The sequence below is a fragment of the Comamonas testosteroni genome (genome assembly GCF_000761245.1).
Classification (GTDB): domain Bacteria; phylum Pseudomonadota; class Gammaproteobacteria; order Burkholderiales; family Burkholderiaceae_C; genus Comamonas; species Comamonas testosteroni_C.
In genome coordinates this window covers 771,047-796,761 of record NZ_AWOR01000001.1, presented here as the reverse complement: position 1 = coordinate 796,761, position 25,715 = coordinate 771,047, and the positions used below count along the sequence as shown (strand labels likewise).

Genomic DNA, 25,715 nt, shown 5'->3' with positions numbered 1-25,715 from the left:
GGTCGGCACAGATCAATGACCAAGCGCTCTGAACTCGGACGGCGACATGCCGGCATAGGCCTTGAAGGCCCGGCTGAAGTGCGCGCTGTTGCCAAAACCGCAGCCCATGGCGATCTCGGTGATGGTGCGATGCGCAAGCGCCGCAGAATGCAGCTCACGCATACAGAGCTCCAGCCGGCTTTGCTGGATGAAGCCGCCCAGCGACTGGTCTCGCCCCGCAAAGGCGTTGTGCAGATGCCGACGGCTGCAATTGAGTGCTTCGGCCACCTGATCGACCGACAACCCGGGGTCGCGCACATGGCAGGCCACATGCTCGCAGATGCGGTCGTACAGGGCCTGCTTTTGCGTCACCGCCGTGGCCTGCCCGCCAAGTGCCTGCAGGGACAGATGCACCATGTCCACCAGCAACTCCCCGGCGCGGCGCGCCAGCGGTGCCGCCATATTGTCCAGTTCCTGGTAAGTGCTGCGCATGGTCTGCAGAGCAATGCGCGCAATGCCGGCGCTGCCCCCTACCGATCGACCCATGAGGTTTTCCAGACGCAGGCCTCGATCGGCAATGCTCTGTTTGGGCACCATCATGATCAGGTGCTCCGTGTGCTGAGGGTTGGCCACCACATAGGGCTGCGAGGTGTCATAGATGGCCCAGCTGCCATTGCTCACGCAGGCCTTGCTGCCGTACTGCTGCACCTCGGCATGGCCGCTCCAGGGCGCCACGATCTTGAGATAGGCCGCTTCGCTGTCGCGCAGACGGTGGCTGTCGCGTATGACGCGGTGGCGCCCGGCATCCAGCTTGGTGAGCATCACATCGCCTGCGTATGCCACGCTCAGATGCCCGTCAAAACAGGTGTCGCCATACAGATCCGTATCCAGCCCCGAGAACAGCTGCGCCATCCAGTCCTGCCAGGCTGGTGCAGTTTCCTTCTCGGGAAGACCATCGGTACTCAGTACCACGGGCGCGGTCATGGGCCTTGACTCCTCGTTGTATCTATCTCTGCCTGTGCCGACAAAGTACAGCAATTATCGGTAAGTGAGCACTTTGGTGCTCAGGCCATGAAGAATCTCCCACACTGCTTTCAAACTAGTGCAAACCCTAGGTCACGTGCACGATTCGTCAAACGGTTTGTGCACATTGCGCACAGCATCTTGCCAAGGCTTTTCCTACGATCACTCACACGCCAGTGTCAGGCGAAACACCACAAAAGGGGGAGACGAGCCCGGTGGCACAAGCCTTGTGCAACGACACCAGCTCCCACTTTTTCAACTTGCATCAACAAGCAGTGACTGCGGTCACGCGCCCTTGGTAGTGAAGGAAGCGAAGATGATTGAACAAAGCATGCTCATCGGCGGTCAGACCGTACAGGCCAGCAATGGCGCCACTTTCGAGCGCAGGAACCCTCTGGACGGATCGGTCGCCACGCGTGCCCCGGCCGCCACAACAGCCGATGCCGTGCGTGCCGTGCAAGCCGCTCAGGCGGCCTTCCCGGCCTGGGCGGCCCTGGGGCCCACAGAACGCAGGCTGATGCTGATGAAGGCCTCCCAGGCCCTGGAAGCCAAGGCCGAGGCCTTTGCCGCAGCCATGGCCGCAGAAACCGGCGCCTCCGGCATCTGGGCCGGCTTCAATGTGCATCTGGCCGCCAATATGTTTCTCGAAGCCGCATCGCTGACCACCCAGATCAACGGCCAGCTGATTCCTTCGGACATTCCCGGCAGCATGGCCATGGCTGTACGCCAGCCTGCTGGCGTGGTGCTGGGCATCGCCCCCTGGAATGCCCCCATCATCCTGGCCGTGCGCGCCATTGCCACGCCCCTGGCCTGCGGCAATACCGTGATCCTCAAGGGCTCGGAGCTCTGCCCCGCCACCCACGGCCTGATCATCGAAGCGCTGCAGGAAGGCGGCTTGCCGCCCGGCGTGGTGAACTTTGTGACCAATGCGCCCGAAGACGCCGGCACAGTGGTCGAAGCCATGGTGGCCCACCCCGCCGTGCGCCGCGTGAACTTCACGGGCTCCACGCGCGTGGGCCGCATCATCGGCCAGACCTGCGCCAAACACCTCAAGCCCGTCATTCTGGAGCTGGGCGGCAAGGCCCCGTTCCTGGTCCTGGACGATGCCGACATCGACTCCGCCGTGGCCGGCTGCACCTTTGGCGCTTTCGCCAACTCGGGCCAGATATGCATGTCCACCGAGCGCATCATCGTGGACGAGGCCGTGGCCGAGGAATTCATCGAAAAACTGGTGGCCCGCGCCACAACCCTGCCTCTGGGCGACCCCCGCAAAGGCCCTGTGGTGCTGGGCTCCGTCGTGGACATGAACACCGTGAACCGCGTCAACGAACTGATCGACGACGCCGTCGCCAAGGGTGCCAGGATTCTTTGCGGCGGCAAGGCCAGCGACACCCTGATGGCGGCCACGCTGATAGACGGCGTGACACCCGAGATGCGCATCTTCCGCGAAGAAACCTTCGCCCCCGTGAAAGCCATCGTGCGCGTCAACGGCGAAGAGCAGGCCATCGCCATGGCCAACGACAACGAGTTCGGCCTGTCTTCCGCCGTCTATACCAAAGACACAGCGCGCGGCTGGCGCGTGGCCGGCCGCATCGAAGCGGGCATCTGCCACGTCAACGGCCCCACCGTGCACGACGAAGCCCAGATGCCTTTCGGCGGCGTGAAGAATTCGGGCTACGGCCACTTCGGCGGCCAGGCCGGTATCGATGCCTTCACCGACACCCGCTGGATCACCATGCAGACCACCGCGCGCCACTACCCCTTCTAAAGCGCCATGGACAGGAGTCAGGGCTCGGCAGCCCTGGCTTCTGTCTGCGCTTGAAACCTCCATCGCAGGCATTGCGCCATGAGGCAAAGACCTCAGGTGCAGCGCCCGCATGGGCAAGGCGCGAACCCCAACCCGCGCCTTGTGTCTGCCGACCAACAGAACCACCGGAGACCCACGTTGAAACATGCCTCCCAACTGGCCCTGGCAGCCCTGCTGTCTGGCCTCAGCCTCGCTGCCTCGGCTGCGGACTCTCACAGCATTGGCCCCGGCCAGCGCTTCTACGAAAAGACCTGCGCCAAATGCCATGAAGCCGGCATAGGCCCGGTCATCAAGGGGCGAGGCTTTCCGCCCGCGACCTACGTGATCATTGCGCGCAACGGCATGAACGCCATGCCATCCTTTCGCGTGACCGATATCGACGACGCCACGCTGGAAGACTTGGCAAACTACCTGTCCAAGACAGAGGCCCCCAAGGCTGCCGAGCCAGCCCGGAAGTAAGGAGGACGATGTAATGCAAGCCGATCGTCGCTCCCTTCTCAAAACTCTGACCGCTGCAGGTCTGGCTGTCTCCGGCATAGGCTGGGCACAGGCTGCCACCTCCGCTGCAGGCCGTACCGCCAGCGCAGCCACACGCCCTGCCGAGGTGCTGGCCGTGACATCCTCCATGCACGCCAGCGCGCTGGACAAGGCCTTTGTGGCCGGTGTTCAGAGCACGTCCCGCAACGTGGTGCACACCGGCCTTCAAGGTCTGGACAGCGCCGCATTCAACCAATTGGGCGAGCTGCTGACCGACAGTCAGGAAACCCTGTTGGTGGGTCTGCTCGATGACGCCTCGGCCACGCTGGTGCTGGACCTGGTCCGCTCCAGCGGCGGCCGCGTGCTGGCCGCAGAGCACCATCGCGTGGACGGCGCCGCCGCCGACTGGGCCCAAGCGCTGGGTCGCTCGCTGGCGTCCCGTCAAGTCATGAACACCACCACGGCGGCAGCAGGCAAGGAAGCCCGCGTGTCCTTTAGCTGCGTAATCTAAGAAACAAGGAAAGCAGAGCATGACAAGCAAATACATGGCCCTGCCCAAGGGCATGAGCGAGAGCAGCTTCGATGCGGCCATCGCCCAGTTCAAGAACGCCCTGGGCGAAGACAATGTGATGATCAAGGACGAGCTGGTTCGTCCCTACACCAAGGTGATGATGGCTGTGCCTGCCGAAGAGCACACACCATCGGCCGTGGTGACTGCCACCACCGTGGAGCAGGTGCAAGAGGTGGTCAAGATCTGCAACGCGCACAAGGTGCCCGTGTGGACCATCTCCACCGGCCGCAACTTCGGCTACGGCTCGGCCGCACCGGGCCAGCGCGGCCAGGTGGTGCTGGATCTGCGCAAGATGAACAAGATCATCCACGTGGACCCCGAGCTGTGCACGGCCCTGGTCGAGCCTGGCGTGACCTACCAGATGCTCTACGACTACCTCGAAGAGAACAAGATTCCCTTGATGCTGTCGTTCTCGGCACCTTCGGCCATTGCCGGTCCTCTGGGCAACACCATGGACCGCGGCGTGGGCTACACCCCCTATGGCGAACACTTCATGATGCAGTGCGGCATGGAAGTGGTGATGGCCAACGGCGATGTGCTGCGCACCGGCATGGGAGGCGTCAAGGGCGACAAGGCCTGGCAGGTGTTCAAGTGGGGCTACGGCCCGACGCTGGACGGCATGTTCACCCAGTCCAACTACGGCATCTGCACCAAGATGGGCTTCTGGCTGATGCCCAAGCCACCGGTCTTCAAGCCGCTGGAAATCCAGTTCGACGAAGACAGCGATATCTCCGAGATCGTGGAATTCATCCGCCCCTTGCGCATCGCCCAGGTCATCCCCAATTCGGTGGTGATTGCCGGCGTGCTGTGGGAAGCGTCCACCTGCAACACCCGCCGCTCGGACTACACCACCGAGCCCGGCCATACGCCCGACGCCATCCTCAAGCAGATCCAGAAAGACAAGCATCTGGGCGCCTGGAATGTCTACGCTGCGCTGTACGGCACCAGGGAGCAGGTCGACGTCAACTTCAAGATCGTGCAGGACGCGCTCAAGAAGCTGGGCAAGGGCCGCTTGATCACCGAGGAGATGGCCGGAGACACCCAGCCCTTCAAGTACCGTGCCCAGCTCATGTCAGGCGTGCCCAACCTGCAGGAATTCGGCCTCTACAACTGGCGCGGGGGTGGCGGCTCGATGTGGTTTGCCCCTGTGTCGCAGGCGCGCGGCAGCGAGTGCGACAAGCAGAAGTCGCTGGCCAAGAAGATCCTCAACAAGCATGGCCTGGACTATGTGGGCGAGTTCATCGTCGGCTGGCGCGATATGCACCATGTCATCGACGTGCTGTACGACCGCAGCAACGAAGAGGAAACCAAGCGTGCCAACGCCTGCTTTGCCGAGCTGCTGGACGAGTTCGAAAAGGAAGGCTATGCCGTGTACCGCGTGAACACCGCCTTCCAGGAGCGCGTGGCGCAGAGCTACGGTCCGGTCAAGCGCGATATCGAGCGCAAGATCAAGCGTGCTCTGGACCCCAACGGCATTCTGGCTCCGGGCAAGTGCGGGATTGATATCTGAGGCTCCCCCTGAGGCGCTTCCGCGCCTTCCCCCTCTCTCTACGCGCTTCGCGCTATGGGAGGGGGACAATACCTTCGCTGCGGGGCGGCCCTTGCTCGGTATTACTGAGTTAGAGCATGCTCAATCCAACGCTCTTGGTCGCAGCCAAGCACGCAAAAAAGCCACCCGATTTGAAAACGCCGGGTGGCTTTTTTGTTTTTGGATTGCTACTTTATTGATAGCTTACAGCGTATTTAGTATCTGAACTTGAGGCTTGTTTAACTCTTAATTGAGCAATTTGGAGCCAAACATGCCTGCTCTGAACTGCGCAGGAGTCTGCCCTGTGTGCTGCTTGAACAGGCGGCTCAGATGCGCGCCGCTGGCAAAGCCGCTGGCCAGCGCCAGCTCCGTCAAGGTGCAGTGGCGATTGGCAGGACTGAGCAGTTCGCGCTGAAAAAGGGCCACGCGTTCGGCCCAGATATGCTGGCTGATGGACAGCCTCTCATCGGCAAAAGCGTTGTAGAGATGGCGCTTGCTGCAGTTGAGCGCTGCGGCCACGGCATCCACGCTCAGGGCCGGATCGCGCAGATGCTGGCGCACATAGGCCTTGATGCGCCCCTGCAGCAGCTCGCTGGCGCTCAGCGAGGCCGCACGGCCGCAGGCATCGAGCAGGGACAGCTGGATCAGCTGCATCAGCGAATCCGTCACATGCTGGGCCAGTCCCTGGCCCATGGCCCGACATTCGGCAAAGGTGCCGCGCATCATGTCCAGCGCAATGCGGGATACGCCTTCGCTGCCGCCCACATAGCGTCCCATGAGCGCGTCGATGGCGCGGCCATGGTCTTCAAAGCGGCTTTTGGGCAAGGTGATGATCAGATGCTCGCACCACTCGGGGTTGAGCACCTCGTACTCCTGCGTGGTGTCGTAGATCAGCCACTGGCCGCTGCGCGCCACGGCTTCGCGCCCGTTCTGGCAGACACGGGCCTCGCCATGCCAAGGGGCCACGATCTTGAGAAAGTCGGTGCTGTGGCGTGCCATGCTGGCCGATGTGCGCCGCACGCGATGGCGGCTGGCCTCGATCCGGGTCATGCCCACCGGCCCCAGCTCGAAGGTGCCCAGTCGCGCCGAGAAATGCTGGTCGCCATAGACATCGCTCTCCAGTCCATAGAGCGTGGACATCCAGTGCTGCCAGGCGCCCACGGCTTGAGCGCCTTGCATCTCGGTCATCTTCTCGGTCACTTGGTAGGCAGGAATGTCTGGCCGCATCTGGGCTCCTGAAGAAGTAACAGGATGCTTCATTATCCATAGCGACCCTGACCAGGGCCCGGGCAAAACCGGCGCCTCGCAGGGAAATCAGTGTTTACCCACAGACACTTGCATGCACAGACAAGACGCAGTGCACGCCCAGACAAGCCCCTGCCGCCGCGATTTCCTACGATGGCCGAAGAACCCGGACACCCGTCCATCAAAAAGGAGACAAGCATGACATTCGCCGACAAGCGTTTTGTTCTCAAGAGCCTGGTCGCTGCCACCGCCCTGGCGGGTCTGTGCGGCACGGCACTGGCCCAGGAAGCGCCCAAGTCCATCCGCATCGGCTGGGCAATTGCCAAGACGGGCGTCAACGCGGGCGGCACCTCCGCGACCACGGCGCCCAACTACAAGCTCTGGGTCAAGGAGATCAACGACGCCGGCGGCATCATGCTCAAGGCCTACAACAAGCGCGTGCCCATCGAGGTCATCGAATACGACGACCGCTCCAGCACCGAAGAGGCCGTGCGCGCCACCGAGCGCCTGATCACCCAGGACAAGGTCGACTTTGTGCTGCCGCCCTGGGGCACGGGCTCCAATCTGGCCGTGGGTCCGACCTACGAAAAGCACAAATACCCGCTGCTGGCCGCCACCTCGGTGACCGACAAGGCCCCCGATCTGGCCAAGCGCTGGAAGCATGCCTTCTTCTTCCTGGGCACGGGCGGCGAATATGCCGAGGGCCTGGTCGCCATGCTGGAAAAGGCCAAGAAGGACGGCAAGATCAACAACAAGATCGCCATGATCAACATCGCCGACGGCTTTGGCGTGGAGCTGGCCAATGCCACGCGCAAGGCCGCCAAGCAGCATGGCTTCGAGCTGGTCTACGACAAGAGCTATCCGATCGGCACGCAGGACATGACCCCCATCATCAACGAGGCCAAGGGCAAGGGGGCCGACACCTTCGTGGCCTACTCCTACCCGCCCGACACCATGCTGATCAACGAGCAGGCCAGGACGCTGGGCCTGGCTCCCAAGGTGCTGTTCACCGGCGTGGGCACGCAATTCCCCATGTTCAAGGGCAAGTTCGGCGCAGCGGCCGAAGGCGTGATGGCGCCGGGAGGCATCGATGCTGGCAACCCGCAGATGCAGGCCTATCTGAAGCGCTTCAAGGAAGTGACCGGCCAGGAATCGGACCGCTTTGCCAGCCCCATCGTCTACACCTCGCTGCAGATGCTGCAGCAGGCCATCGAGCGCGTGGGCAAGATCGATCGCGCCGCCGTGACCCAGGAGCTCAAGAGCGGCAGCTTCGAGACTGTGCTCGGCCCCGTGAAGCTGGAAAACCAGCAACTGACCAAGCTCTGGCATGTGGGCCAGTGGCAGAACGGCGAGTTCAACGCGATTGCGCCGACCAACCGGGCGGGTGTCAAACCTGCGGTGATACCGCGAGTCACCCCCTGAGCGGCTATGCCGCTTCCCCCTCTCTCCACGCGCTTCGCGCTATGGGAGGGGGACGACAGCCTCGGTGCGGGGCTGCCCTTCCTCGCTGTCCCGTTGCTGGAGCATGCCTATTCCAGCATGTCGCTCCGCTTTTAGAACTATCAAAACAAGAGCTGCTAGCGCATGTCCTCCAAGAACCTTGCATTGATTTCATAACAAGAACAATGAACCACCAGCGGTATACGCTATGAATTTAATAGACATCCTTCTCGCTGGCGCCATGCTGGGCGGGCTCTACGGCCTGGTGGCCATGGGGCTGACGCTGCAGTACGGCGTGGCGCGCATCATGAATCTCTCCTATGGGGAGTTTCTGATCGCCCCGGCCTTTTTGGCCTTTTTTGCGGTCAGCAGCTGGGGTATTTCGCCGCTGCTGCTGTTGCTGCTGGTGGTGCCGCTGGGCTTTGCCATCCAGTGGCTGATCTATCAGCTGCTGCTGACCCCGCTGGTGCGCCGCGCCAAGGGCGGGCCGGCGCTGGAGGTGGATTCAATTTTGGCCACCTTCGGCATGCTGTTCGTCGTGCAGGGCGTCATGCTGGTGATGTTCGGCGGCGACTATCACAGCTACAGCTATCTGGCCGATCCCGTGGAGATCCTGGGCAGCAAGGTCGCGGCCAACCGTCTGCTGGTGCTGGGCTTTGCGATCGTGCTGGGCGGCGGTCTGTACCTGCTGCTGACGCGCACCCGCGCCGGCGCCGTGGTGCGCGCCGTGTCCGTGGCACCGCAGTTCGCACCTCTGGTCGGCATCAATGTGCGCAGCACGGCGGCCCTGGCCTATGGTCTGGGCGGCGCGCTGGTGGCCGTGTGCGGCGTGCTGGTCAGCATGTTTCTACCCTTCTCGGCCAGCATGGGCACCATGTTCGCGATGAAGGCGCTGATCGTCGTCATCATGGGCGGCGTGGGCAATCTCATGGGTTGCCTGGTCGCCGGCATGCTGCTGGGTTTTGCCGAAACGCTGGTGGCCTCCTTTGTCGACCCCGGCCTGACGCTGGCCGTCAATTACGCGGTGTTCTTGCTGGTGCTGCTGTTCAAGCCCACAGGTTTGTTCGGGAGGACTGCACGATGAGCCGCAAAGAAATTCTGATCTGGCTGATCAGCACCGCCGCTTTGCTGGGCCTTGCCTTGCTGCCGCGCTGGCTGACGGACGAGTACTACCTCTCGCTGCTGATCAGCATCCTCATGTACTGCGTGCTGGCCACGGCCTGGGCACTGTTCTCGGGGCCCACGCGCTATATCTCGCTGGCCACCGTCGCCTTCTTCGGCATGGGCGCCTATGTCACCGCCGTGTTCGGCGAATCCCTGCCCTGGGCCGCCGTGCTGGGCATTGCGGCCGGCGTGGGCCTGGTCATGGCCTTGATCGTGGGCCTGTCCACGCTGCGGCTGTCGGGCGTGTACTTCGTGATCTTCAGCTTCGGCCTGGCCGAGCTGGTCAAGCAGCTGGTCACCTGGTGGGAGGTCAACATCACCAAGGATCTGGGCCGCTATGTGTTCGTGGAGATCACCCAGCTCGATATCTACTGGCAGCTGCTGGCCATGCTGGCCCTGGTGCTGGCGCTGCGCGCCCTCATCAATCGCTCGCGTCTGGGCCTGGCCCTGCGTGTGATCGGCGAGGACGAGACTGTGGCCACCCATGTGGGCATCAACACCACCACGGCCAAGCTGCTGCTGTTCGCCGTCAGTGCCGTGTTCATCACCGTCACGGGCGCCATCATGGCTCCGCGCTGGACCTATATCGACCCGAGCATTGCCTTTGCCCCGGCGGTCTCGTTCCAGACCCTGATCATGGCCCTGCTCGGCGGAGCCGGCGCGCTGTTCGGCCCGATTCTGGGGGCCGTGCCGCTGGTGCTGCTGTTCGAGTACCTGGGTGCCAACTTCCCCAACCATTTCTCGATTCTGCTGGGCCTGGTGTTCATCGTGATCGTGTACTTCATTCCCCAGGGGCTGTCTGGCGTGCTGGCCAGGCTGTCGGGCAGGAATGCGACCAGCAAGGGAGACCAGCCATGAAGACCGCCACCCTGCTTTCCGTGCGCGGCGCCACCCGGCGCTTCGGCGGCCTGATGGCCGTCAACGCACTGAGCTTTGACGTCTACCCGGGCGAGGTCGTGGGCCTGCTCGGCCCCAATGGCTCTGGCAAGACCACGGCCATGAATCTGATCTCGGGCGCCCTGCCCGTCAACGGCGGCGAGATCTGGTTCAACGGCAAGCCCATCCACCCGCTCAAAAGCCACCAGATCGCCCGCCTGGGCGTGGCGCGCACCTTCCAGCTGGTCAAGGTGCTGGGCTCCATGAGCTGCAGCGACAACGTCATTGCCGGCATGGCCTTCAAGCCCCGGCCGCTGTTTGGCAGGCCCGCCGCCGCGCGTGCCCTGCAGCTGCTGGAGCAGGTGGGGCTGGCCGAACAGGCGCAGACCCCCGCGGGCGACCTCACCTATATCAACCAGAAGCGCCTGGAGCTGGCCCGCGCACTGGCGCTGGAGCCGCAGATCCTGCTGCTCGACGAATGGCTGGCAGGCCTGAACCCCACGGAGCTGCAGCAGGGCATTGCGCTGATCCGTCAGTTGCAGGCCACTGGGCTGACGATTCTCATGGTCGAACATGTGATGGACGCCGTGCATGCGCTGTGCAGCCGCTGCGTGGTGATGAATGCGGGCACGAAAATAGCCGACGGCCCCACGGCCCAGGTGCTCAAGGAGCCCGAGGTGGTGCGCGCCTATCTCGGCGAAGAGGTGGGCGGCAACGAGCAAGCAACTGCGGAGGCCGACCATGCTTGATGTACGCAATATCTCGGTGAGCTACGGCAAGCACGAAGCCCTGCACCAGGTCAGCCTGCAGGTGCAGCCCGGTGAGCTGGTCGTCATGCTGGGCGCCAACGGCGCGGGCAAGTCCAGCCTGCTCAAGGCGCTGGGCGGCATGGTCACGCCGCAGGCCGGTGCCAGCGCCCAGCTGGCGGGCCAAGAGCTGATGCAGCTGCCCCAGCATGCCATCGTGCAATCGGGCCTGGCCCTGGTGCCCGAAGGGCGCGGCGTGTTCGGCGATCTCAGCGTCAAGGAAAACCTGCTGCTAGGTGCCCAGCCCCGGCGCGCCCGCGCCAACGAGGCCCGGAATCTGGAGCAAGTCTTCGCTCTCTTTCCCAAGCTGCGCGATCGTCTGGCCCAGGCCGTGCGCACCATGAGCGGCGGCGAGCAGCAGATGGTGGCTGTGGGCCGCGCTCTCATGAGCCAGCCCGATATCCTGCTGCTGGACGAGCCTTCGCTGGGCCTGTCTCCGCTCATGTGCAAAGAGCTGTTCGCAGCCCTCGCGCGCATCAAGACGCTGGGCATGGGCGTGCTGCTGGTGGAGCAGAACGCGCGCCAGAGCCTGGCTATTGCCGACCGTGGCTACTTGCTGGAAACCGGACGCATCGTGGGCGAAGGCTCGGCCACAGAACTCAGCAACAGCCCCGCCGTACGCCGCGCTTATTTAGGCGGTGAACACTGAGATGACTCCCCCTGAGCGGCCTTGCCGCTTCCCCCCGGGGGGACGATGCCATCGCTGGGGCAGCCCATGCTGGGGCAGCCCACGCTGCGGGGCGGCGGGGCCGCCTAGGCCCTTGCTCGACACCTCTGTGCTGGGCCGCGCCTAATTTCAACGGTATGAACAACAGGCAGCTTTGATGACTGCTTTCACGTCAAAAGGAGATGAAAAATGATCGAACAGAAAATGCTGATAGCCGGCCAGGAATGCGCAGCCGGCAATGGCGCGACTTTTGAACGCTGGAACCCGCTGGATGGCAGCGTGGCCACACGCGCGCCGGCAGCCACGACCGAGGATGCGATCCGCGCCTGCGATGCTGCGGCAGCAGCCTTCCCCGCCTGGTCGCAACTGGGGCCGAACGCCCGCCGCGCCATGCTACTCAAGGCCTCTCAGGCGCTCGAAGCCAAGGGCGAAGCGATTGCCGCGGCCATGGCTGCCGAGACCGGCGCATCGGGCATCTGGGCCGGCTTCAACGTGCATCTGGCCGCCAGCATGCTGCTGGAGGCGGCTTCGCTGACCACGCAGATCAATGGCGAGATCATCCCCTCGGACGTGCCCGGCAGCCTTGCCATGGCCGTGCGCCAGCCCGCCGGCGTGGTGCTCGGTATCGCGCCCTGGAATGCGCCCGTGATTCTGGCCGTGCGCAGCATCTCCACGGCCCTGGCCTGCGGCAATACCGTGATCCTCAAGGGCTCGGAGCTCTGCCCCGCCACCCACGGCCTGATCATCGAGGCGCTGCAGGACGCGGGCCTGCCCGCCGGCGTGGTGAACTTTGTGACCAATGCGCCCGCCGATGCGGGCAGCGTGGTCGAGGCCATCGTGGCCCACCCGGCCGTGCGCCGCGTGAGCTTTACCGGCTCCACACGTGTGGGCCGCATCATCGGCCAGACCTGCGCCAGACATCTCAAGCCCGCACTGCTGGAGCTCGGCGGCAAGGCCCCCTTCCTGGTGCTCGACGATGCCGATATCGATGCGGCCGTGAACGCCGCCACCTTTGGCGCGTTTGCCAACTCGGGCCAGATCTGCATGTCCACCGAGCGCTTTGTGGTGGATAACAAGGTGGCTGACGAGTTCATCGCCAAGTTTGCCGCCAAGGCCAGCAGCCTGCCGCTGGGCGACCCGCGCAAGGGCCCCGTGGTGCTGGGCTCGGTGGTCGATCTGGCTACGGTGGAGCGCTGCAATGCCATGATCGACGACGCGCTGGCCAAGGGCGCAAAACTAGTCTGCGGCGGCAAGGCTGAGAACACGCTGATGCCTGCCACGCTGATCGACCATGTGACGCCCGCGATGCGCATCTTCCACGAGGAAACCTTTGGCCCGGTCAAGGGCATCGTGCGCGTGAACGGCGAGGAAGAAGCGATTGCCACGGCCAATGACAACGAGTTCGGTCTGTCGTCCGCCGTCTTCACCCGGGACACGGCCCGCGGCTGGCGTGTGGCTGCGCGCATCGAGGCCGGCATCTGCCATATCAACGGCCCCACGGTGCATGACGAAGCCCAGATGCCGTTTGGCGGCGTCAAGGCCTCAGGCTACGGCCATTTCGGCGGCCAGCAGGGCATCAATGCCTTTACCGAAACCCGCTGGGTGACCATGCAGACCGCAGAACGCCACTATCCGTTCTAAAGCCCCCCCTGAGCGGCTTTGCCTGGGCGGCCCCGCCGCTTCCCCCTCTCTGCTTCGCGGAGGGGGACGACAGCTTTGCTGCGCGGCGGCGCTTGCTTGCTGTCCCACACTTAGGTCGCGCCCTAGTTAAAGCTCACGCCCATCGCTACTGAAATTAAAAAAGCCACCTGATTTGAAAATGCCAGGTGGCTTTCTTTTTTCCTTCTCACTATCTAATCCATAGCTGCTAGCGTTTGATGGAAAAGGGCTTGAGCCTCAAAAATCTCAAAGCCTGCAATCAGGCAAAGTCATCGTCAAAGAAGCCGCCGCCATCGCCCCAGCTGTCGTTGTCCGCGCTATCGATGCTGCCCAGGCCCGCATCGTTGGCCAGGCTCGAGGTATTGCCGCTGTCGCCATGCAGGCCCTGACTGCTGCTGTCCTGCGCCAGCGACTTGCTATCGCTGCCGCCGCTCTGGCTGCCCGAGCCGGCGTGATGGCCGCCCATCAGATTCTCCAGCCCGTTGAACAGGAACATGCCGCCCGCCACGCCGGCCGCGGCCGCTGCGGCGTTGCCCAGGAAGCTGCTGCCGGCAGAGGTTGCTGGCTGGCCGTAGGCCTGTGGCGCTGCAGCGCGCGGCGCCGAGCCGCCGCCAAAGAAACGGTCGCGCCAGCTGGAGGGCTGAGGCGCCGCTTGCGGCTGGTACTGCGGCTGATAGGGAGGCTGCGCATTGGCAGCGTAGCCGCCGTCCTCGGCATAACGCTCGGGAGCGCGGCCGAAGTGCGTGCCCAGGCCGCCCGAGAGAAAGCTGCCTGCGCCCTGGCTCTGGCTCTGGCTCTGGCTTTGCTGGGCCTGCTTGAGCTGCTGCTCCAGTTCGCCGATCTGCTGCTGGGCCTGCTGAATGGCTTGCTCCAGCATCAAGGTGCGCTGGGCCAGCCAGTAGAGCGCATCGGGCGCGTTGCTCAGTCCGCGGCGCAGCTCGGCATCAGCCTGCGCGTCCTTGGGCTGGCCCTGGGTCAGCGTCAGCCTGGCGCACAGGTCTTGCAGCAGTTGTTGTTCCTGAGGGGTCATGGTGCCTTCCTTTAAGCCCGCAAATTACTTGCAGCAGAGATGGGGTCAGTATGCAGGCCTGCAAGAGCGCCAGTGTGAAGGCCGTGCAAGTGCTTTTTGCAGGGTGTAACAAAAGGCCTGTGCTGCAGCGGCGGGCAGCGCATGGGACAATGCCTGCCATTGCGCCACAGTCGTGGCGGCGTTTCAATTTCGGTTGCGGGACTGGCCCGCGGCCCACCAACTGCATACACACCATGGAAGTTACCCAACAATGCGTGGTCGCCCTGACCTGGACACTGAAAGACACCCTGGGCGAGGAGCTGGACGTGCTGGACGAGCCCGTGGAATTCCTTGTCGGTGGCGATGACCTGTTCAAGCGCATCGAAGAGGCTCTGCAAGGCCACGGCGTAGGCACCACGCTGGACCTGCACCTGGAGCCCGAAGAGGCATTCGGCGACTATGACGAGAGCCTGATCTTCCTGGAAAAGCGCGAGCTGTTTCCCGAAGAGATCGAGGAAGGCATGAGCTTCGAGAGCAGCGCCATGCCCAAGGGCACCAACCCCGTGCCTGCCGACCTGCTCTACACGGTCACCGAAATCTATCCCGAGCATGTGGTGCTGGACGGCAACCACCCGCTGGCCGGAATCGCCATCCGCCTGCACCTCAAGATCGAAGCGGTGCGCGAGGCCACCGAGGAAGAAATCGGCCGCGGCACGGCAGGTACGGGCTTTTTCCGTATCGAGCCCATGGCTCCGGGCAATGACACACTGCATTGACACCCCCTGAGGCGCTTTGCGCCTTCCCCCTCAGGGGAACGACAGCTTCGCTGCGAGGCGGCGGGGCTGCCTAGGCCCTTGCTTGCTGTCACTGAGTTGCGCTGCGCCACAGGCTCAAGCATCACTCATCGCTTCAGGCAAAGAGATAAAAAAGGGACTCCTCGGAGTCCCTTTTGTTATGCGCGTCCGGTTATGCGCGCCCGGTTATGCGCGCCCGACTGCTCAGCGGCGGAAGATCTGGTTGCCTTCAACGCGCACATATTCGCCGATGCTCAGCTGCGGAGGCTGCTGGTAGTCCAGAGCGCGCACGCTGCCGTCCTGCAGTTGTACGGTGACGCGGTAGATATCGCGCACGCTGCCGCCGCCCACACTGTTCTGCACGGCGTTGCCGGCCAATGCGCCGCCCACCACACCGGCAATCGTGGCCAGCGTACGGCCCGAGCCCTTGCCCACCTGGTTGCCCAGCACGCCGCCGATCACGCCACCGGCAATCGCGCCGCCTGCACCCACACCGCTGCCGTCCTGCACGCGCACGGTCTCGATATTCATCACACGGCCCTGCTGGGCGTATTGCTGGGGCTGCTGCGAATAGCAGTTGGGGTTGTTGTAGCCGCAGTTATTGGCGGGATAGGTCTGGACCTGGTTGTTGCCCACGGGGTATGCCTGTGTGCTGCCAGGGTAGCCAGAGCCCGAATAAGCACCTTGGGAGTAGCCTCCCTGGTAGCCGCTGTTCTGGTAGCCGCCGCTCTGGTAGCCACCCTGAGGATAGGCCGCGCAGGCCGACAGAGCCGCAACGATTGCGCTCACCATGGCCAACCGGCCCCAGCGTTGATTGATTTGCATGGAAATCTCCTGATTGGCGCATGCACATTGCATGCGCCGCAGTCCCTGTTATGAGTTGCTCTGCAAACCTTGCACGGTCTGCCTTTGCATTGCAACGCGGCACAAGCTCGCCAGGACGACAGCTTTCACATTTGCTCACAATACTTTGAGTAAAGCGCAGCCGTTTACAACTCTTCAAAACCGTAACGTCTTGCCCAATACCTGGCTCCTTTGCTCTGCCAACCACCATGGCATCCACAACGACAGAGCGCTGAGAGCTATCAAGCTCAGAGCCAATCCTAGCCCTTGGTGCGCACGCGCAACACTTCGCCGCTGCGGCCATCGACATAGAGCTTCACAAAGCGTCCATCGCTGGCCGTGGCCTTGACCTTGTAGAGGCCGTCGTCCCATTCCACTTCCTGGAATTCGCGATAGCCGGCCTTCTCCAGCCGGTCGCAGACGTCGCGGATGGACAGGGTCGGCCCGAGCGCCATGCCGCGCACGGCGGCCACCGAGGCCGAGGCACGGTCCGCCAGAGAGTTTTCTGCGGCCAGGCAGGTGCCTGCGGACAGCAGCGCAGCGCCCCCCAGCAAGGCGATGCCGCTGCGGCGCTGCATGGACCGGTATAGCGACAAGACGCGAGCGGACATCGCAAAGACGGGGGCTTGAAGACGAGACATGGAGACTCCTGCAGTCGACTGGTGAACGATGGGGACAAAAAGACGGCCCGCCTGGCGGGAGGTGCTCTGTTGCGGGTTGTGGCCGATTGTTCGCATTCACCCTGAACCGTTTCTGAAGCCGCCATTCAGCTTCCGTTCATCGATGCAGGCCTATAACCTTGACTGCAGAACACAACCAGACACAACCAGACCTCATCACCTCCAACTCCAGCCCTCTCGCCATGTCTTTTCTCAACGCCTCGAACGACCCGCAATCTGCGCACCGCCCACGCCGGCGCGCCCTTCACGCCGTGCTGGCCATCCTGGTGGCAACGACAGGCTTTGCCGCGCTGAGCCTGTGGCCCGCCACCTCGGATGCCGGCGACAACGATCACGAACTCGCCCGCCAAGCCCTGCGCCAGGGCCAGGTGCTGCCGCTGCGCACCGTCCTGGATCAGGTCGAGCAGCAATACCAGGGCCAGGTCATCAAGGTGGAGTTCGATCGCGAGGACGGCCGCTTTGTCTACGAGATCCGGCTGCTGCAAAGCGATGGCAAGGTGGTCAAGCTGGAGATCGATGCCAGCAACGGCAGCCTCATCAGCATGAAGCGCAAGAAGTGAACCCCGGCACTCAGGAGGGCTGTAGAGCATGCGAATTTTGCTGATTGAAGACGAACCCACGCTGCGCGAGCAGCTGCAGCAGGCCCTGGTGCAGGCCGGCCACACCGTGGAGGCTGCCGCCGACGGCGAGACGGCGCAATACCTGGGCGAGGTGGAGAGCTTCGATGCTGCGGTACTGGACCTGGGCCTACCGGTGCGCGACGGGCTGAGCGTGCTGCGCGCCTGGCGCGCCCAGGGCCGCTCCATGCCAGTGCTGATCCTTACCGCCAGAGCCGCCTGGCATGAAAAAGTCGCGGGCATGGATGCCGGCGCCGACGACTATCTGGCCAAACCCTTCCACATGGAAGAGCTGCTGGCGCGTCTGCGGGCGCTGCTGCGACGCCTGAGTCCGCATGCCAGCGCTTTGTGGCAATGCGGGGCCATCACCCTGGACTCGCGCCAGGCGCGCGTCACCGTCGAAGGTCAGGCGCTGACGCTGACCAGCCATGAATTCAAGGTGCTGGCCCTGCTGATGCAGCGCATGGGCGCCGTGGTCTCGCGCACCGAGCTGTCCGAGCATATCTATCCGCAGGACAGCGACCGCGACTCCAACACCATCGAGGTCTTTGTCGGGCGGCTGCGGAAAAAACTGCCTGCAGGCTCGATCGAAACCGTGCGCGGCCTGGGCTATCGCCTGGTTGCGCCCACAAACCACGCATGAACCATATGTCCGAGCACACCCTGACCTCCCCCACGACCCAACAGCCGCCACCGCTGAGCGCGGGCTCCTGGAAGAACTCGCTGCGCCTGAGACTGCTGGCGGGCGCCCTGATCTGGGTGCTGGCAGCACTGCTGCTCACGGGATGGGGCCTGCGCACGCTGTTTGCCGAGCATCTGACCCAGCAGTTGCGCAGCCAGCTGGTGGCCAAGCTCGACCGCCTCAGCGGTGCCGTCAACTATCAGCCCGATCAGGCCGTCCCGGTCACGGTCTCACCCTTCTCCGGCGACCCCTTGCTGCAGCAGCCGCTGTCGGGCATGTACTGGCAGGTGGACCAGCTTGACGCTGCCGGCCAACAGACGGTTCAGGCCGGCATCCAGCGTTCGCGCTCGCTCTGGGACCAAACCCTGGACTGGCCTTTCTTCAAGGCCGACAAGGTCTGGGAGCCCACCCTGCCGCTGCACGCTCCGGCCAGCTATGGCCATATGTCGGACGGCAATGGCAACACCCTGGTGATCGTGACGCGTACCGTACAGCTGCCCGAGGCCGGTGCCCCGCCGCTGCGCCTGATGATTGCCGCCGATGCGGCCATGCTGGCCACGCCGCTGCAGCGCTTTACCAAGATGCTGGTGGCCGCGCTGTGCATGCTGGCAGCGGGGCTGATCGCCGCCGTGGTCGTGCAGCTGCAGCTGGCACTGGCTCCGCTGGCTGCCCTGCGCCGTCAGCTGGCAGCTGTGAGCCAGGGCGAAGCTTCTGAAATCAGGGGAGAGCACCCGGCCGAAATCATGCCCCTGGTTCAGGAGTTCAACCATGTGCTGCGCATGAATGCCGAGATGGTGGAGCGGGCCCGCACCCAGGCGGGCAATCTGGCCCATGCAGTCAACACCCCGCTGAGCATCATGGGCAACGCGGCGGCGCAGCAGGACAGCCCGCTGGCGACCCTGGTGCGCGAGCAGGTTGCCAGTGCCAGCCGCCAGGTCGAATATCACCTGGCCCGTGCCCGTGCCGCAGCAGCAGCGGCGCAGCAGGGCCATGGCCTGCGCACCGCGCTGGCCGGCCCGCTGCACTCCCTGGTCCACACCATGGACAAGCTGCATGCGGCGCGCGGCATACGCTTCGAGCTGCAGGGGGATGCCGCGCAATGGGACTTCAAGGGCGACGCCCAGGACCTGATGGAGATGCTGGGCAATCTGCTGGACAACGCCGGCAAATGGGCCAGGTCCAAGGTCGTGCTCAAGGTTCAGCCGGCAAGCGAGGACAGCCAGCGACTGACGCTGTGCATAGACGACGACGGCCCGGGCATTGCCCCCGAGCTGCGCGAGCGCATCTTTGCCCGCGGAGAGCGGCTTGACGAACAGCGTCCCGGTGCCGGCCTGGGCCTGGACATCGTGCGCGATCTGGTTCAGACCTATGGCGGCAGCATCCAGGCTCTGCCGTCGCCGCTGGGCGGGCTGCGCATGCAGCTGCAACTGCCTGGCGCCAGGCACCAGGACTGAAGCCGATCAAAGACTGCGCAGCACCTGCGCCAGGGTATCGGCCTGGGGAAACAGCCAATCGGCGAGCAGCCCCAGCGCCACGGCCGCGACCAGGGCGCCGAGCACGGGCTTCCAGCTGATGCGCAAGGCTGCCGGCAACCAGCCTTCGCGCTCCACCACATACAGGGTTCGGGTCATCAGCAGCGCAAACGCCACCTCTACCGCCACAGTCAGAAACAGATCGGCACCGAACACCAGCCACACCAGCGAGCCCATGCCCGTGACCGCCACCAGCAGGACGGCAAAAATCAGCAGTACCGGCACGAGCACCACAGCGCCTTCATCGAGCGCGTCCAGCCCCGACACATCGACATCGGGCAGCTCCAGGCCCGATGACGCAGGCGCGATATCAGGCACGGCTGCGCCATCATCCCAGTGGCCGCCGGCACCACCGCCGCCGTAGGAGCCTCCCTGCCCGCTTTCAAAGCCCGCAGTATCCGCAGTATCGGCACCGCCTGATTTACCACTGGAGCCGGAAACATCGGCTCCTGCATCGCCCGTATCCCAGTCGCGGCGCAGCATGCAGCCGGCCCACAGGCGCACCAGCAACAGATAAAGCAGATAGCCGCAGGCCAGCGCCAGCCCATAGCGCAGCCCCATGCTGTGCACACCGGCATGCAGCAGGCACAGACTGATCAGGGACATGGCAGCCAGACTCAGGCCACCGGTCAGAGCGGCATGCAGACGCAGCCAGTGGCGTTTTTGCAAGCGCCGCCGCATATGCTGGTCGCGGCCCAGCTGTACCCTGGTCCAGGAGGCAGAGCGGCGGCGGGTCTGGCGGCTCTGGCGACTCATGGGGCGCGAGGTACGGGCCTTTGGACAGGCTTACTGCTTGCCGGTGGAGCCGTAGCCGCCTTCGCCGCGCTCGCTGGCATCGGCAAAGTCATCCACCAGATTGAACTGCGCCTGCACCACGGGCACGATGACCAATTGGGCCAGACGGTCCATGGGCTGCAGCGTGAAGGCGGTCTGCGAACGGTTCCAGGCGCTGACCATGAGCTGGCCCTGGTAGTCGGAGTCGATCAGACCGACCAGATTGCCCAGCACGATGCCGTGCTTGTGGCCCATGCCCGAGCGCGGCAGGATCAGCGCCGCGTAATGGGGGTCCTTGAGGTGCATGGCCATGCCGGTGGGGATCAACTGCCACTGGCCGGGCTCCAGCGTCACGGGCGCATCGATGCAGGCGCGCAGGTCCAGGCCGGCGCTGCCGGCAGTGGCGTAGGCGGGCAGGTTGTCGCGCAGGCGCGCATCGAGAATCTTTACATCAACATTCATAAGGATCTGGCTAGTCTTGTCTGTCTTGAAACAAGGCCCGTGAGCCGGGCCTTGCATTCATTGCGGCAGCTGCCGTGCAGCCGCCAGCGGTTTTCTGAAGGGCGCCATTGTGCCCTGTGCCGGGCAGGCGTCGGCGCCTGGCGTCTCTCAGCGGCCTTGCAGACGCTTGAGCACGCCGCCCACCAGCGACATCAGGCCCATGATGGCGAGCAGTACGCCAAAGCCCTGCACGAACTGGGAGAGGATCATCCCGCCCACGATCAGCGCCAGCGAGCCCGGAGACACCCAGGGCTTGCGACCGTTCTGAGCCTTCTGTCCCTCGATCTCGCGCTCCATGGCCCTGAAGCGCTGCTGCGCCTCCTGCTTGGTCACGGCCGTATTGGGGCGCCGTGCAGCAGCCGTGCGCTGGGCCGGCTGAGCGGCCACCGTGGTTCGCGCTCCCGGCACCTGCTGCGCCTGCTCGGCCATGTCGCGCGCCTTCTGCAAGGTGTTGCGCAGCTGGGACATGGGCGAGGCGGCCTGGGAGCCGGGCGTGACGACCGCGGTCTGAATCGCTCCGTCGATGCTGCGCAGCGTGCGGCGGTACTCGGGACTGGCTCGCATCAGCTGATCCACATAAGCCACATAGTCGCCATTGCGCGGGCCTTCATAGCTGGAGAGATTCATGTTCGGACTCCTGGGATCACGGGTCAGGGACGCTTGGCGCTCAGGCGCTGCGCAATTTCATCGACCAGCTGGCGCGCCAGCACGTCCTTGCTGGCATGGGGCAGCTCCTTGGAGCCCTGATCGTCGATCAGCAGCAGGGCATTGTCGTCCTTGCCAAAGGTGGCGGGGCCGATATTGCCCACCAGCAGCGGAACGCTCTTGCGCAGGCGCTTGGCACTGGCGTGCTTGAGCAGATCATGACTTTCGGCCGCAAAGCCCACGCAATACAACTTGCCGGACCGGGCCTGGTCGGACTGGGCCACGCCGGCAAGAATGTCGGGGTTCTCGACAAAGTCCATGGCCGGTACATCGCCCGAGCCATCCTTCTTGATCTTCTGATCGGAAAACTCGGCCGGACGCCAGTCGGCAACAGCGGCCGTGGCAATGAAGATCGAAGCTCCCGCCACCAGGGACTGCACGGCAGTCTGCATCTGGCGCGCCGACTGCACGTCGACGCGGGTCACTCCGCGCGGCGTGGGCAGATGCACGGGGCCTGCCACCAGCGTGACCTGGGCACCGGCCTCGCGCGCGGCACGGGCAATCGCGAAGCCCATCTTGCCGCTGGACAGGTTGGTGATGCCGCGCACCGGATCGATCGCCTCGAAGGTCGGGCCGGCCGTCAACAGCAGATGCTGGCCCTGCAGGCTCTTGGCCGTGAAGTGAGCCGCCAGCTCTTCCATGATTTCCTCGGGCTCCAGCATGCGACCGTCGCCGGTCTCGCCGCAGGCCTGGCTGCCGTTGCCCACGCCCAGCACCTGAGCACCGTCGGCCTGTACCTGGGCCAGATTGCGCTGGGTCGCGGGGTGGGCCCACATCTCGCGGTTCATGGCCGGGGCCAGCAGCAGGGGAACGCTCTCCATGGGGCGGGCCAGGCACATCAGGCTGAGCAGCTCGTCCGAGCGACCCTGCACCAGACGCGCGATGAAGTCCGCGCTGCAGGGCGCGATGAGGATGGCATCGGCTTCACGGCTCAGATTGATGTGGGGCATGTTGTTGGGTTCGCGCACATCCCACTGGGAGGTGTAGACTGCGCGCCCAGAAAGCGCCTGCATGGTGACGGCCGTCATGAACTGCTCGGCTGCCTCCGTCATGACCACCTGCACCGTGGCTCCGGCCTGGACCAGCAAGCGGCACAGCATGGCCGATTTGTAACAAGCCACGCCTCCGGAGAGACCCAGCACCAGATGTTTGCCTGCGAACACGTCATTCATGCTGCGCAATTTATCAGACCTGAGCGGCTTTGCTGCCGCACAAGCATCCCTGTACGCCACGCCGAAATTCGTGGCGAACCTATAATCCTGTTTTACCACCACCAAAAAAAGACATGACCAAGTTCGTCTTCGTCACCGGCGGTGTGGTGTCTTCCCTCGGTAAGGGAATCGCCTCAGCCTCCCTTGCAGCGATCCTCGAGTCGCGCGGTCTCAAAGTCACCCTCATCAAGCTCGATCCCTATATCAACGTGGACCCGGGCACCATGTCGCCCTTCCAGCACGGTGAAGTGTTCGTGACGGATGACGGAGCCGAGACCGATCTGGACTTGGGCCACTATGAGCGTTTCATCGAAACGCGCATGCGTCAGAGCAACAACTTCACCACGGGCCGCATCTATCAGTCCGTGCTGGAAAAAGAACGCCGTGGCGACTATCTGGGCAAGACCGTGCAGGTCATCCCCCATGTCACCAACGAAATTCAGGAATACATCAAGCGCGGCGCGGGCCTTGGCACCGACCACGAAGTGGATGTGGCCATCTGCGAAGTCGGCGGCACCGTGGGCGACATCGAGTCCCTGCCCTTCCTGGAAGCTGCGCGTCAGCTGGCGCTCAAGCTCGGCCCCAACAACTCAGCCTTTGTGCACCTGACCTACCTGCCGTTCATCGAGACGGCCGGCGAGCTCAAGACCAAACCCACACAGCACACCGTGCAGAAGCTGCGCGAAATCGGCATCCAGCCCGATGCGCTGCTGTGCCGCGCCAAGCACCAGGTGCCCGAAGAGGAAAAGAGCAAGATCTCCCTCTTCACCAATGTGCCCGAGTGGGGTGTGATCTCCATGTGGGACGTGGACACCATCTACAAGGTGCCTCGCATGCTGCACGAGCAGGGTCTGGACGGCCTGATCTGCGACAAGCTGCGCCTGAACACGCCCCCCACCAATCTCAAGCGCTGGGACGATCTGGTCTATGAGACCGAGCACCCCCAGGGCGAAGTCAAGATTGCCATGGTCGGCAAGTACGTGGAGCTGTCCGACGCCTACAAGTCGGTCAACGAAGCGCTCAAGCACGCCGGCATGCGCAACCATGTGCGCGTGAAGATCACGCACGTGGACTCGGAGACCATCCACGACGCGGATGCTACCAAGCTGCTCAAGGACTACGACGGCATTCTGGTGCCCGGCGGCTTCGGCTCGCGCGGCGTGGAAGGCAAGATCTCCACGGCCAAGTTTGCCCGCGAGAACAAGGTCCCCTACCTGGGCATCTGCCTGGGCATGCAGGTCGCCACCATCGAGTACGCCCGCCATGTGGCAGGCCTCGCAGGCGCCAACTCCACCGAGTTCGATTCGGCCACCCCCAACCCCGTGATCGCCCTGATCACCGAGTGGAAGGATGCGGACGGCACGATCAAGACCCGTGACGAGAACTCCGACCTGGGCGGCACCATGCGTCTGGGCGCACAGTCTTCCGACGTGCAAAAGGGCACGCTGGCGCACAGCATCTACGGCGACGTGGTGACCGAGCGTCACCGCCACCGCTATGAAGCCAACACCCAGTATCTGGACCAGCTGCGCGAAGCCGGCCTGGTGATCTCGGCCCTGACGCAGCGCGAACAGCTGACCGAAATCGTCGAGCTGCCCGCCAAGACTCACCCCTGGTACATCGGTGTGCAGTTCCACCCCGAGTTCAAGTCCACCCCCTGGGATGGTCACCCGCTGTTCAACGCCTTCATCAAGGCGGCCATGGACAACAAGGCCCAGTCGGGCAAGAAGGCCTGATTCCCTTCCTCCGGAATCAATCCTGAAATAGGAGCTGCCAGCGCTTGAAAATCAATGACTTCAGCATCAAATGATTTTGAATTCATTCAATATAGAGCGCTGGCAGCTTCAGTTTTTGAAGCATGCGCGGCGTGCAAAAAGGAACCCACCATGAAACTCTGCGGCTTTGATATTGGTCTGGACAAGCGCTTCTTTCTGATCGCCGGCCCTTGTGTGGTCGAATCCGAACAGCTGCAGATGGACGTGGCCGGGCAACTCAAGGAAATCACCGCCTCGCTGGGCATCCACTTCATCTTCAAGAGCAGCTTCGACAAGGCCAACCGCTCCTCGGGCACGAGCTTTCGCGGCCCCGGCATGGAAAAAGGCCTGGAGATCCTTGCCAAGGTGAAGAAGGAGCTGAACGTGCCCATCCTCACCGATGTGCACACCGAGGCCGAAGTGCCTTACGTGGCGTCTGTCGTCGACATGCTGCAGACCCCCGCCTTCCTGTGCCGCCAGACGGATTTCATCCGCGCCGTGGCCCAGTCGGGCAAGCCCGTGAACATCAAGAAGGGCCAGTTCCTGGCCCCGCATGACATGAAGAATGTCATCGACAAGGCCCGTGCTGCGGCGGTGGAAGCGGGCCTGCCCGCAGACAGCTTCACGGCCTGCGAGCGCGGCGCAAGCTTCGGCTACAACAACCTGGTCAGCGACATGCGCTCGCTGGCCATCATGCGCGAGACCGGCGCCCCTGTCGTGTTCGACGCCACCCACAGCGTGCAACTGCCTGGCGGCAACGGCACCTCCAGCGGCGGCATGCGCGAGATGGTGCCCGTGCTCTCGCGTGCGGCCGTGGCCGTGGGCGTGGCAGGCCTGTTCATGGAAACCCACCCCGATCCCTGCAACGCCCTGTCGGACGGCCCCAATGCCGTGCCGCTCAAGCACATGAAGGCACTGCTGGAGACCTTGGTGGCGCTGGACGATGTGACCAAGCGCAACGGCTTCCTGGAAGAGCACTTCCAGGCCTGAGCATGCATCCACAGCGCATCAGCAGCGACATGAGGGCCTTGCTGCAGGCCTGCATGTCCCTACGCCCCGGCCGCCCCAAGGCGGGCAGCGGCGCCTGAGCAGATGATGCACCCCGGCATGACCGACACGATGAAGCGTGGCGTCATGCCTTTTTTGTATCCGCTTTTGTGTCCGAATGCTTGCACAGAAACGTCTTGCGCAAGAAATTCGACTGCTGCAACACGTCAAGGCAAAAGCGGCCCACCAAATTTGTGCACAATAGCCGCCGCAGCCTCTTCCATACTCGTCGCGTGCACGGCGCGCGCGCAGCATGTGGAGAAGAGTCGGCTTCACAATTTTGATAGCAGCTTGCGCTTCATGCACAAGCGCTTGGGCGTGATT

The 25,715-nt window shown here is 63.8% G+C and carries 25 protein-coding genes; 16 read left to right on the top strand and 9 right to left on the bottom strand.

Features of this window, described 5'->3' with window-relative positions:
* Positions 1–12: 12 nt before the first annotated feature.
* Positions 13–963, bottom strand: a complete 951-nt coding sequence (locus P353_RS03615; protein WP_034365238.1) for a helix-turn-helix domain-containing protein — start codon at positions 961–963, stop codon at positions 13–15.
* Between the two features lie 355 nt (positions 964–1,318).
* On the opposite strand from P353_RS03615, the gene P353_RS03610 reads away from it, so the two are divergent.
* From P353_RS03610 to P353_RS03595, 4 genes are all read left to right on the top strand, one after another.
* Positions 1,319–2,770, top strand: coding sequence for an aldehyde dehydrogenase (locus P353_RS03610; RefSeq protein ID WP_034365234.1), 1,452 nt, complete (start codon positions 1,319–1,321; stop codon positions 2,768–2,770).
* A 177-nt stretch (positions 2,771–2,947) separates the two neighbouring features.
* On the top strand, positions 2,948–3,268 hold the full coding sequence (locus P353_RS03605; RefSeq protein WP_034365231.1) for a c-type cytochrome: 321 nt from the start codon (positions 2,948–2,950) through the stop codon (positions 3,266–3,268).
* Between the two features lie 13 nt (positions 3,269–3,281).
* Complete coding sequence (locus P353_RS03600) at positions 3,282–3,797, top strand: hypothetical protein (RefSeq protein ID WP_034365229.1); 516 nt, start codon at positions 3,282–3,284, stop codon at positions 3,795–3,797.
* Between the two features lie 19 nt (positions 3,798–3,816).
* Positions 3,817–5,367, top strand: a complete 1,551-nt coding sequence (locus P353_RS03595) for an FAD-binding oxidoreductase (RefSeq protein WP_034365226.1) — start codon at positions 3,817–3,819, stop codon at positions 5,365–5,367.
* 264 nt (positions 5,368–5,631) lie between these two features.
* Here the strand turns inward: P353_RS03595 and P353_RS03590 are convergent, their stop codons facing one another.
* Entirely contained in the window at positions 5,632–6,612 is a 981-nt protein-coding gene (locus tag P353_RS03590) for an AraC family transcriptional regulator (RefSeq protein WP_034365223.1), read from the bottom strand.
* Between the two features lie 216 nt (positions 6,613–6,828).
* On the opposite strand from P353_RS03590, the gene P353_RS03585 reads away from it, so the two are divergent.
* The 6 genes from P353_RS03585 (at position 6,829) to P353_RS03560 (ending at position 13,224) form a co-directional block, all read left to right on the top strand.
* Complete coding sequence (locus P353_RS03585) at positions 6,829–8,052, top strand: amino acid ABC transporter substrate-binding protein (protein WP_034365220.1); 1,224 nt, start codon at positions 6,829–6,831, stop codon at positions 8,050–8,052.
* Between the two features lie 226 nt (positions 8,053–8,278).
* Entirely contained in the window at positions 8,279–9,154 is an 876-nt protein-coding gene (locus tag P353_RS03580; protein WP_034365217.1) for a branched-chain amino acid ABC transporter permease, read from the top strand.
* Entirely contained in the window at positions 9,151–10,092 is a 942-nt protein-coding gene (locus tag P353_RS03575) for a branched-chain amino acid ABC transporter permease (RefSeq protein ID WP_034365215.1), read from the top strand. The genes P353_RS03580 and P353_RS03575 overlap by 4 nt, the downstream gene beginning before the upstream one ends.
* On the top strand, positions 10,089–10,859 hold the full coding sequence (locus tag P353_RS03570) for an ABC transporter ATP-binding protein (RefSeq protein WP_034365213.1): 771 nt from the start codon (positions 10,089–10,091) through the stop codon (positions 10,857–10,859). The genes P353_RS03575 and P353_RS03570 overlap by 4 nt, the downstream gene beginning before the upstream one ends.
* Positions 10,852–11,565 carry an ABC transporter ATP-binding protein gene (locus P353_RS03565; protein ID WP_034365210.1) on the top strand — a complete coding sequence of 238 codons (714 nt, stop codon included), beginning with the start codon at positions 10,852–10,854 and terminating at the stop codon, positions 11,563–11,565. Before P353_RS03570 ends, P353_RS03565 begins: the two co-directional genes overlap by 8 nt.
* Positions 11,566–11,772: 207 nt before the next feature.
* Positions 11,773–13,224, top strand: coding sequence for an aldehyde dehydrogenase (locus P353_RS03560; protein WP_034365208.1), 1,452 nt, complete (start codon positions 11,773–11,775; stop codon positions 13,222–13,224).
* 277 nt (positions 13,225–13,501) lie between these two features.
* Here P353_RS03560 and P353_RS03555 read toward each other — a convergent pair whose 3' ends face one another.
* On the bottom strand, positions 13,502–14,272 hold the full coding sequence (locus P353_RS03555) for a DUF2076 domain-containing protein (protein ID WP_034365206.1): 771 nt from the start codon (positions 14,270–14,272) through the stop codon (positions 13,502–13,504).
* Positions 14,273–14,505: 233 nt separating this feature from the next.
* Between P353_RS03555 and P353_RS03550 the strand changes: the two genes are divergently transcribed.
* On the top strand, positions 14,506–15,027 hold the full coding sequence (locus tag P353_RS03550; RefSeq protein ID WP_034365204.1) for an FKBP-type peptidyl-prolyl cis-trans isomerase: 522 nt from the start codon (positions 14,506–14,508) through the stop codon (positions 15,025–15,027).
* Between the two features lie 222 nt (positions 15,028–15,249).
* On the opposite strand, the gene P353_RS03545 is transcribed toward P353_RS03550, so the two are convergent.
* Both P353_RS03545 and P353_RS03540 read right to left on the bottom strand, forming a co-directional pair.
* A complete protein-coding gene (locus P353_RS03545) occupies positions 15,250–15,870 on the bottom strand; it encodes a glycine zipper 2TM domain-containing protein (RefSeq protein ID WP_034365549.1) in 621 nt (206 codons plus the stop codon).
* Positions 15,871–16,148: 278 nt separating this feature from the next.
* A complete protein-coding gene (locus tag P353_RS03540; RefSeq protein ID WP_034365201.1) occupies positions 16,149–16,529 on the bottom strand; it encodes a PepSY domain-containing protein in 381 nt (126 codons plus the stop codon).
* Between the two features lie 290 nt (positions 16,530–16,819).
* Between P353_RS03540 and P353_RS03535 the strand changes: the two genes are divergently transcribed.
* Genes P353_RS03535 through P353_RS03525 form a run of 3 tightly spaced genes read left to right on the top strand, consistent with a single transcriptional unit; the run spans position 16,820 to position 19,321 of the window.
* The gene (locus P353_RS03535; protein ID WP_034365547.1) at positions 16,820–17,128 is read left to right on the top strand and encodes a PepSY domain-containing protein; all 309 of its coding nucleotides are present in this window, start codon (positions 16,820–16,822) and stop codon (positions 17,126–17,128) included.
* A gap of 28 nt (positions 17,129–17,156) precedes the next feature.
* A complete protein-coding gene (locus P353_RS03530; protein ID WP_034365198.1) occupies positions 17,157–17,828 on the top strand; it encodes a response regulator transcription factor in 672 nt (223 codons plus the stop codon).
* A 5-nt stretch (positions 17,829–17,833) separates the two neighbouring features.
* Positions 17,834–19,321: a sensor histidine kinase gene (locus P353_RS03525; RefSeq protein ID WP_052084659.1), complete on the top strand. Its 1,488-nt coding sequence runs from the start codon at positions 17,834–17,836 to the stop codon at positions 19,319–19,321.
* Between the two features lie 6 nt (positions 19,322–19,327).
* Here the strand turns inward: P353_RS03525 and P353_RS03520 are convergent, their stop codons facing one another.
* The 4 genes from P353_RS03520 to coaBC all read right to left on the bottom strand — a co-directional run bounded on the left by P353_RS03520 (position 19,328) and on the right by coaBC (position 22,551).
* A complete protein-coding gene (locus tag P353_RS03520) occupies positions 19,328–20,155 on the bottom strand; it encodes a hypothetical protein (RefSeq protein ID WP_034365195.1) in 828 nt (275 codons plus the stop codon).
* Between the two features lie 30 nt (positions 20,156–20,185).
* Entirely contained in the window at positions 20,186–20,635 is a 450-nt protein-coding gene (gene dut, locus P353_RS03515) for a dUTP diphosphatase (protein ID WP_012837362.1), read from the bottom strand.
* Positions 20,636–20,782: 147 nt separating this feature from the next.
* A complete protein-coding gene (locus P353_RS03510) occupies positions 20,783–21,301 on the bottom strand; it encodes a hypothetical protein (RefSeq protein ID WP_034365192.1) in 519 nt (172 codons plus the stop codon).
* Positions 21,302–21,324: 23 nt separating this feature from the next.
* Positions 21,325–22,551 (bottom strand): bifunctional phosphopantothenoylcysteine decarboxylase/phosphopantothenate--cysteine ligase CoaBC, encoded by a 1,227-nt coding sequence (gene coaBC / locus P353_RS03505; RefSeq protein ID WP_034365190.1) that lies wholly within the window; start codon positions 22,549–22,551, stop codon positions 21,325–21,327.
* Positions 22,552–22,664: 113 nt separating this feature from the next.
* Here coaBC and P353_RS03500 point away from each other — a divergent pair, with 113 nt between their 5' ends.
* The gene (locus tag P353_RS03500) at positions 22,665–24,326 is read left to right on the top strand and encodes a CTP synthase (protein WP_034365188.1); all 1,662 of its coding nucleotides are present in this window, start codon (positions 22,665–22,667) and stop codon (positions 24,324–24,326) included.
* Positions 24,327–24,476: 150 nt separating this feature from the next.
* Positions 24,477–25,334 (top strand): 3-deoxy-8-phosphooctulonate synthase, encoded by an 858-nt coding sequence (gene kdsA / locus P353_RS03495; RefSeq protein WP_034365186.1) that lies wholly within the window; start codon positions 24,477–24,479, stop codon positions 25,332–25,334.
* Positions 25,335–25,715: the final 381 nt, after the last annotated feature.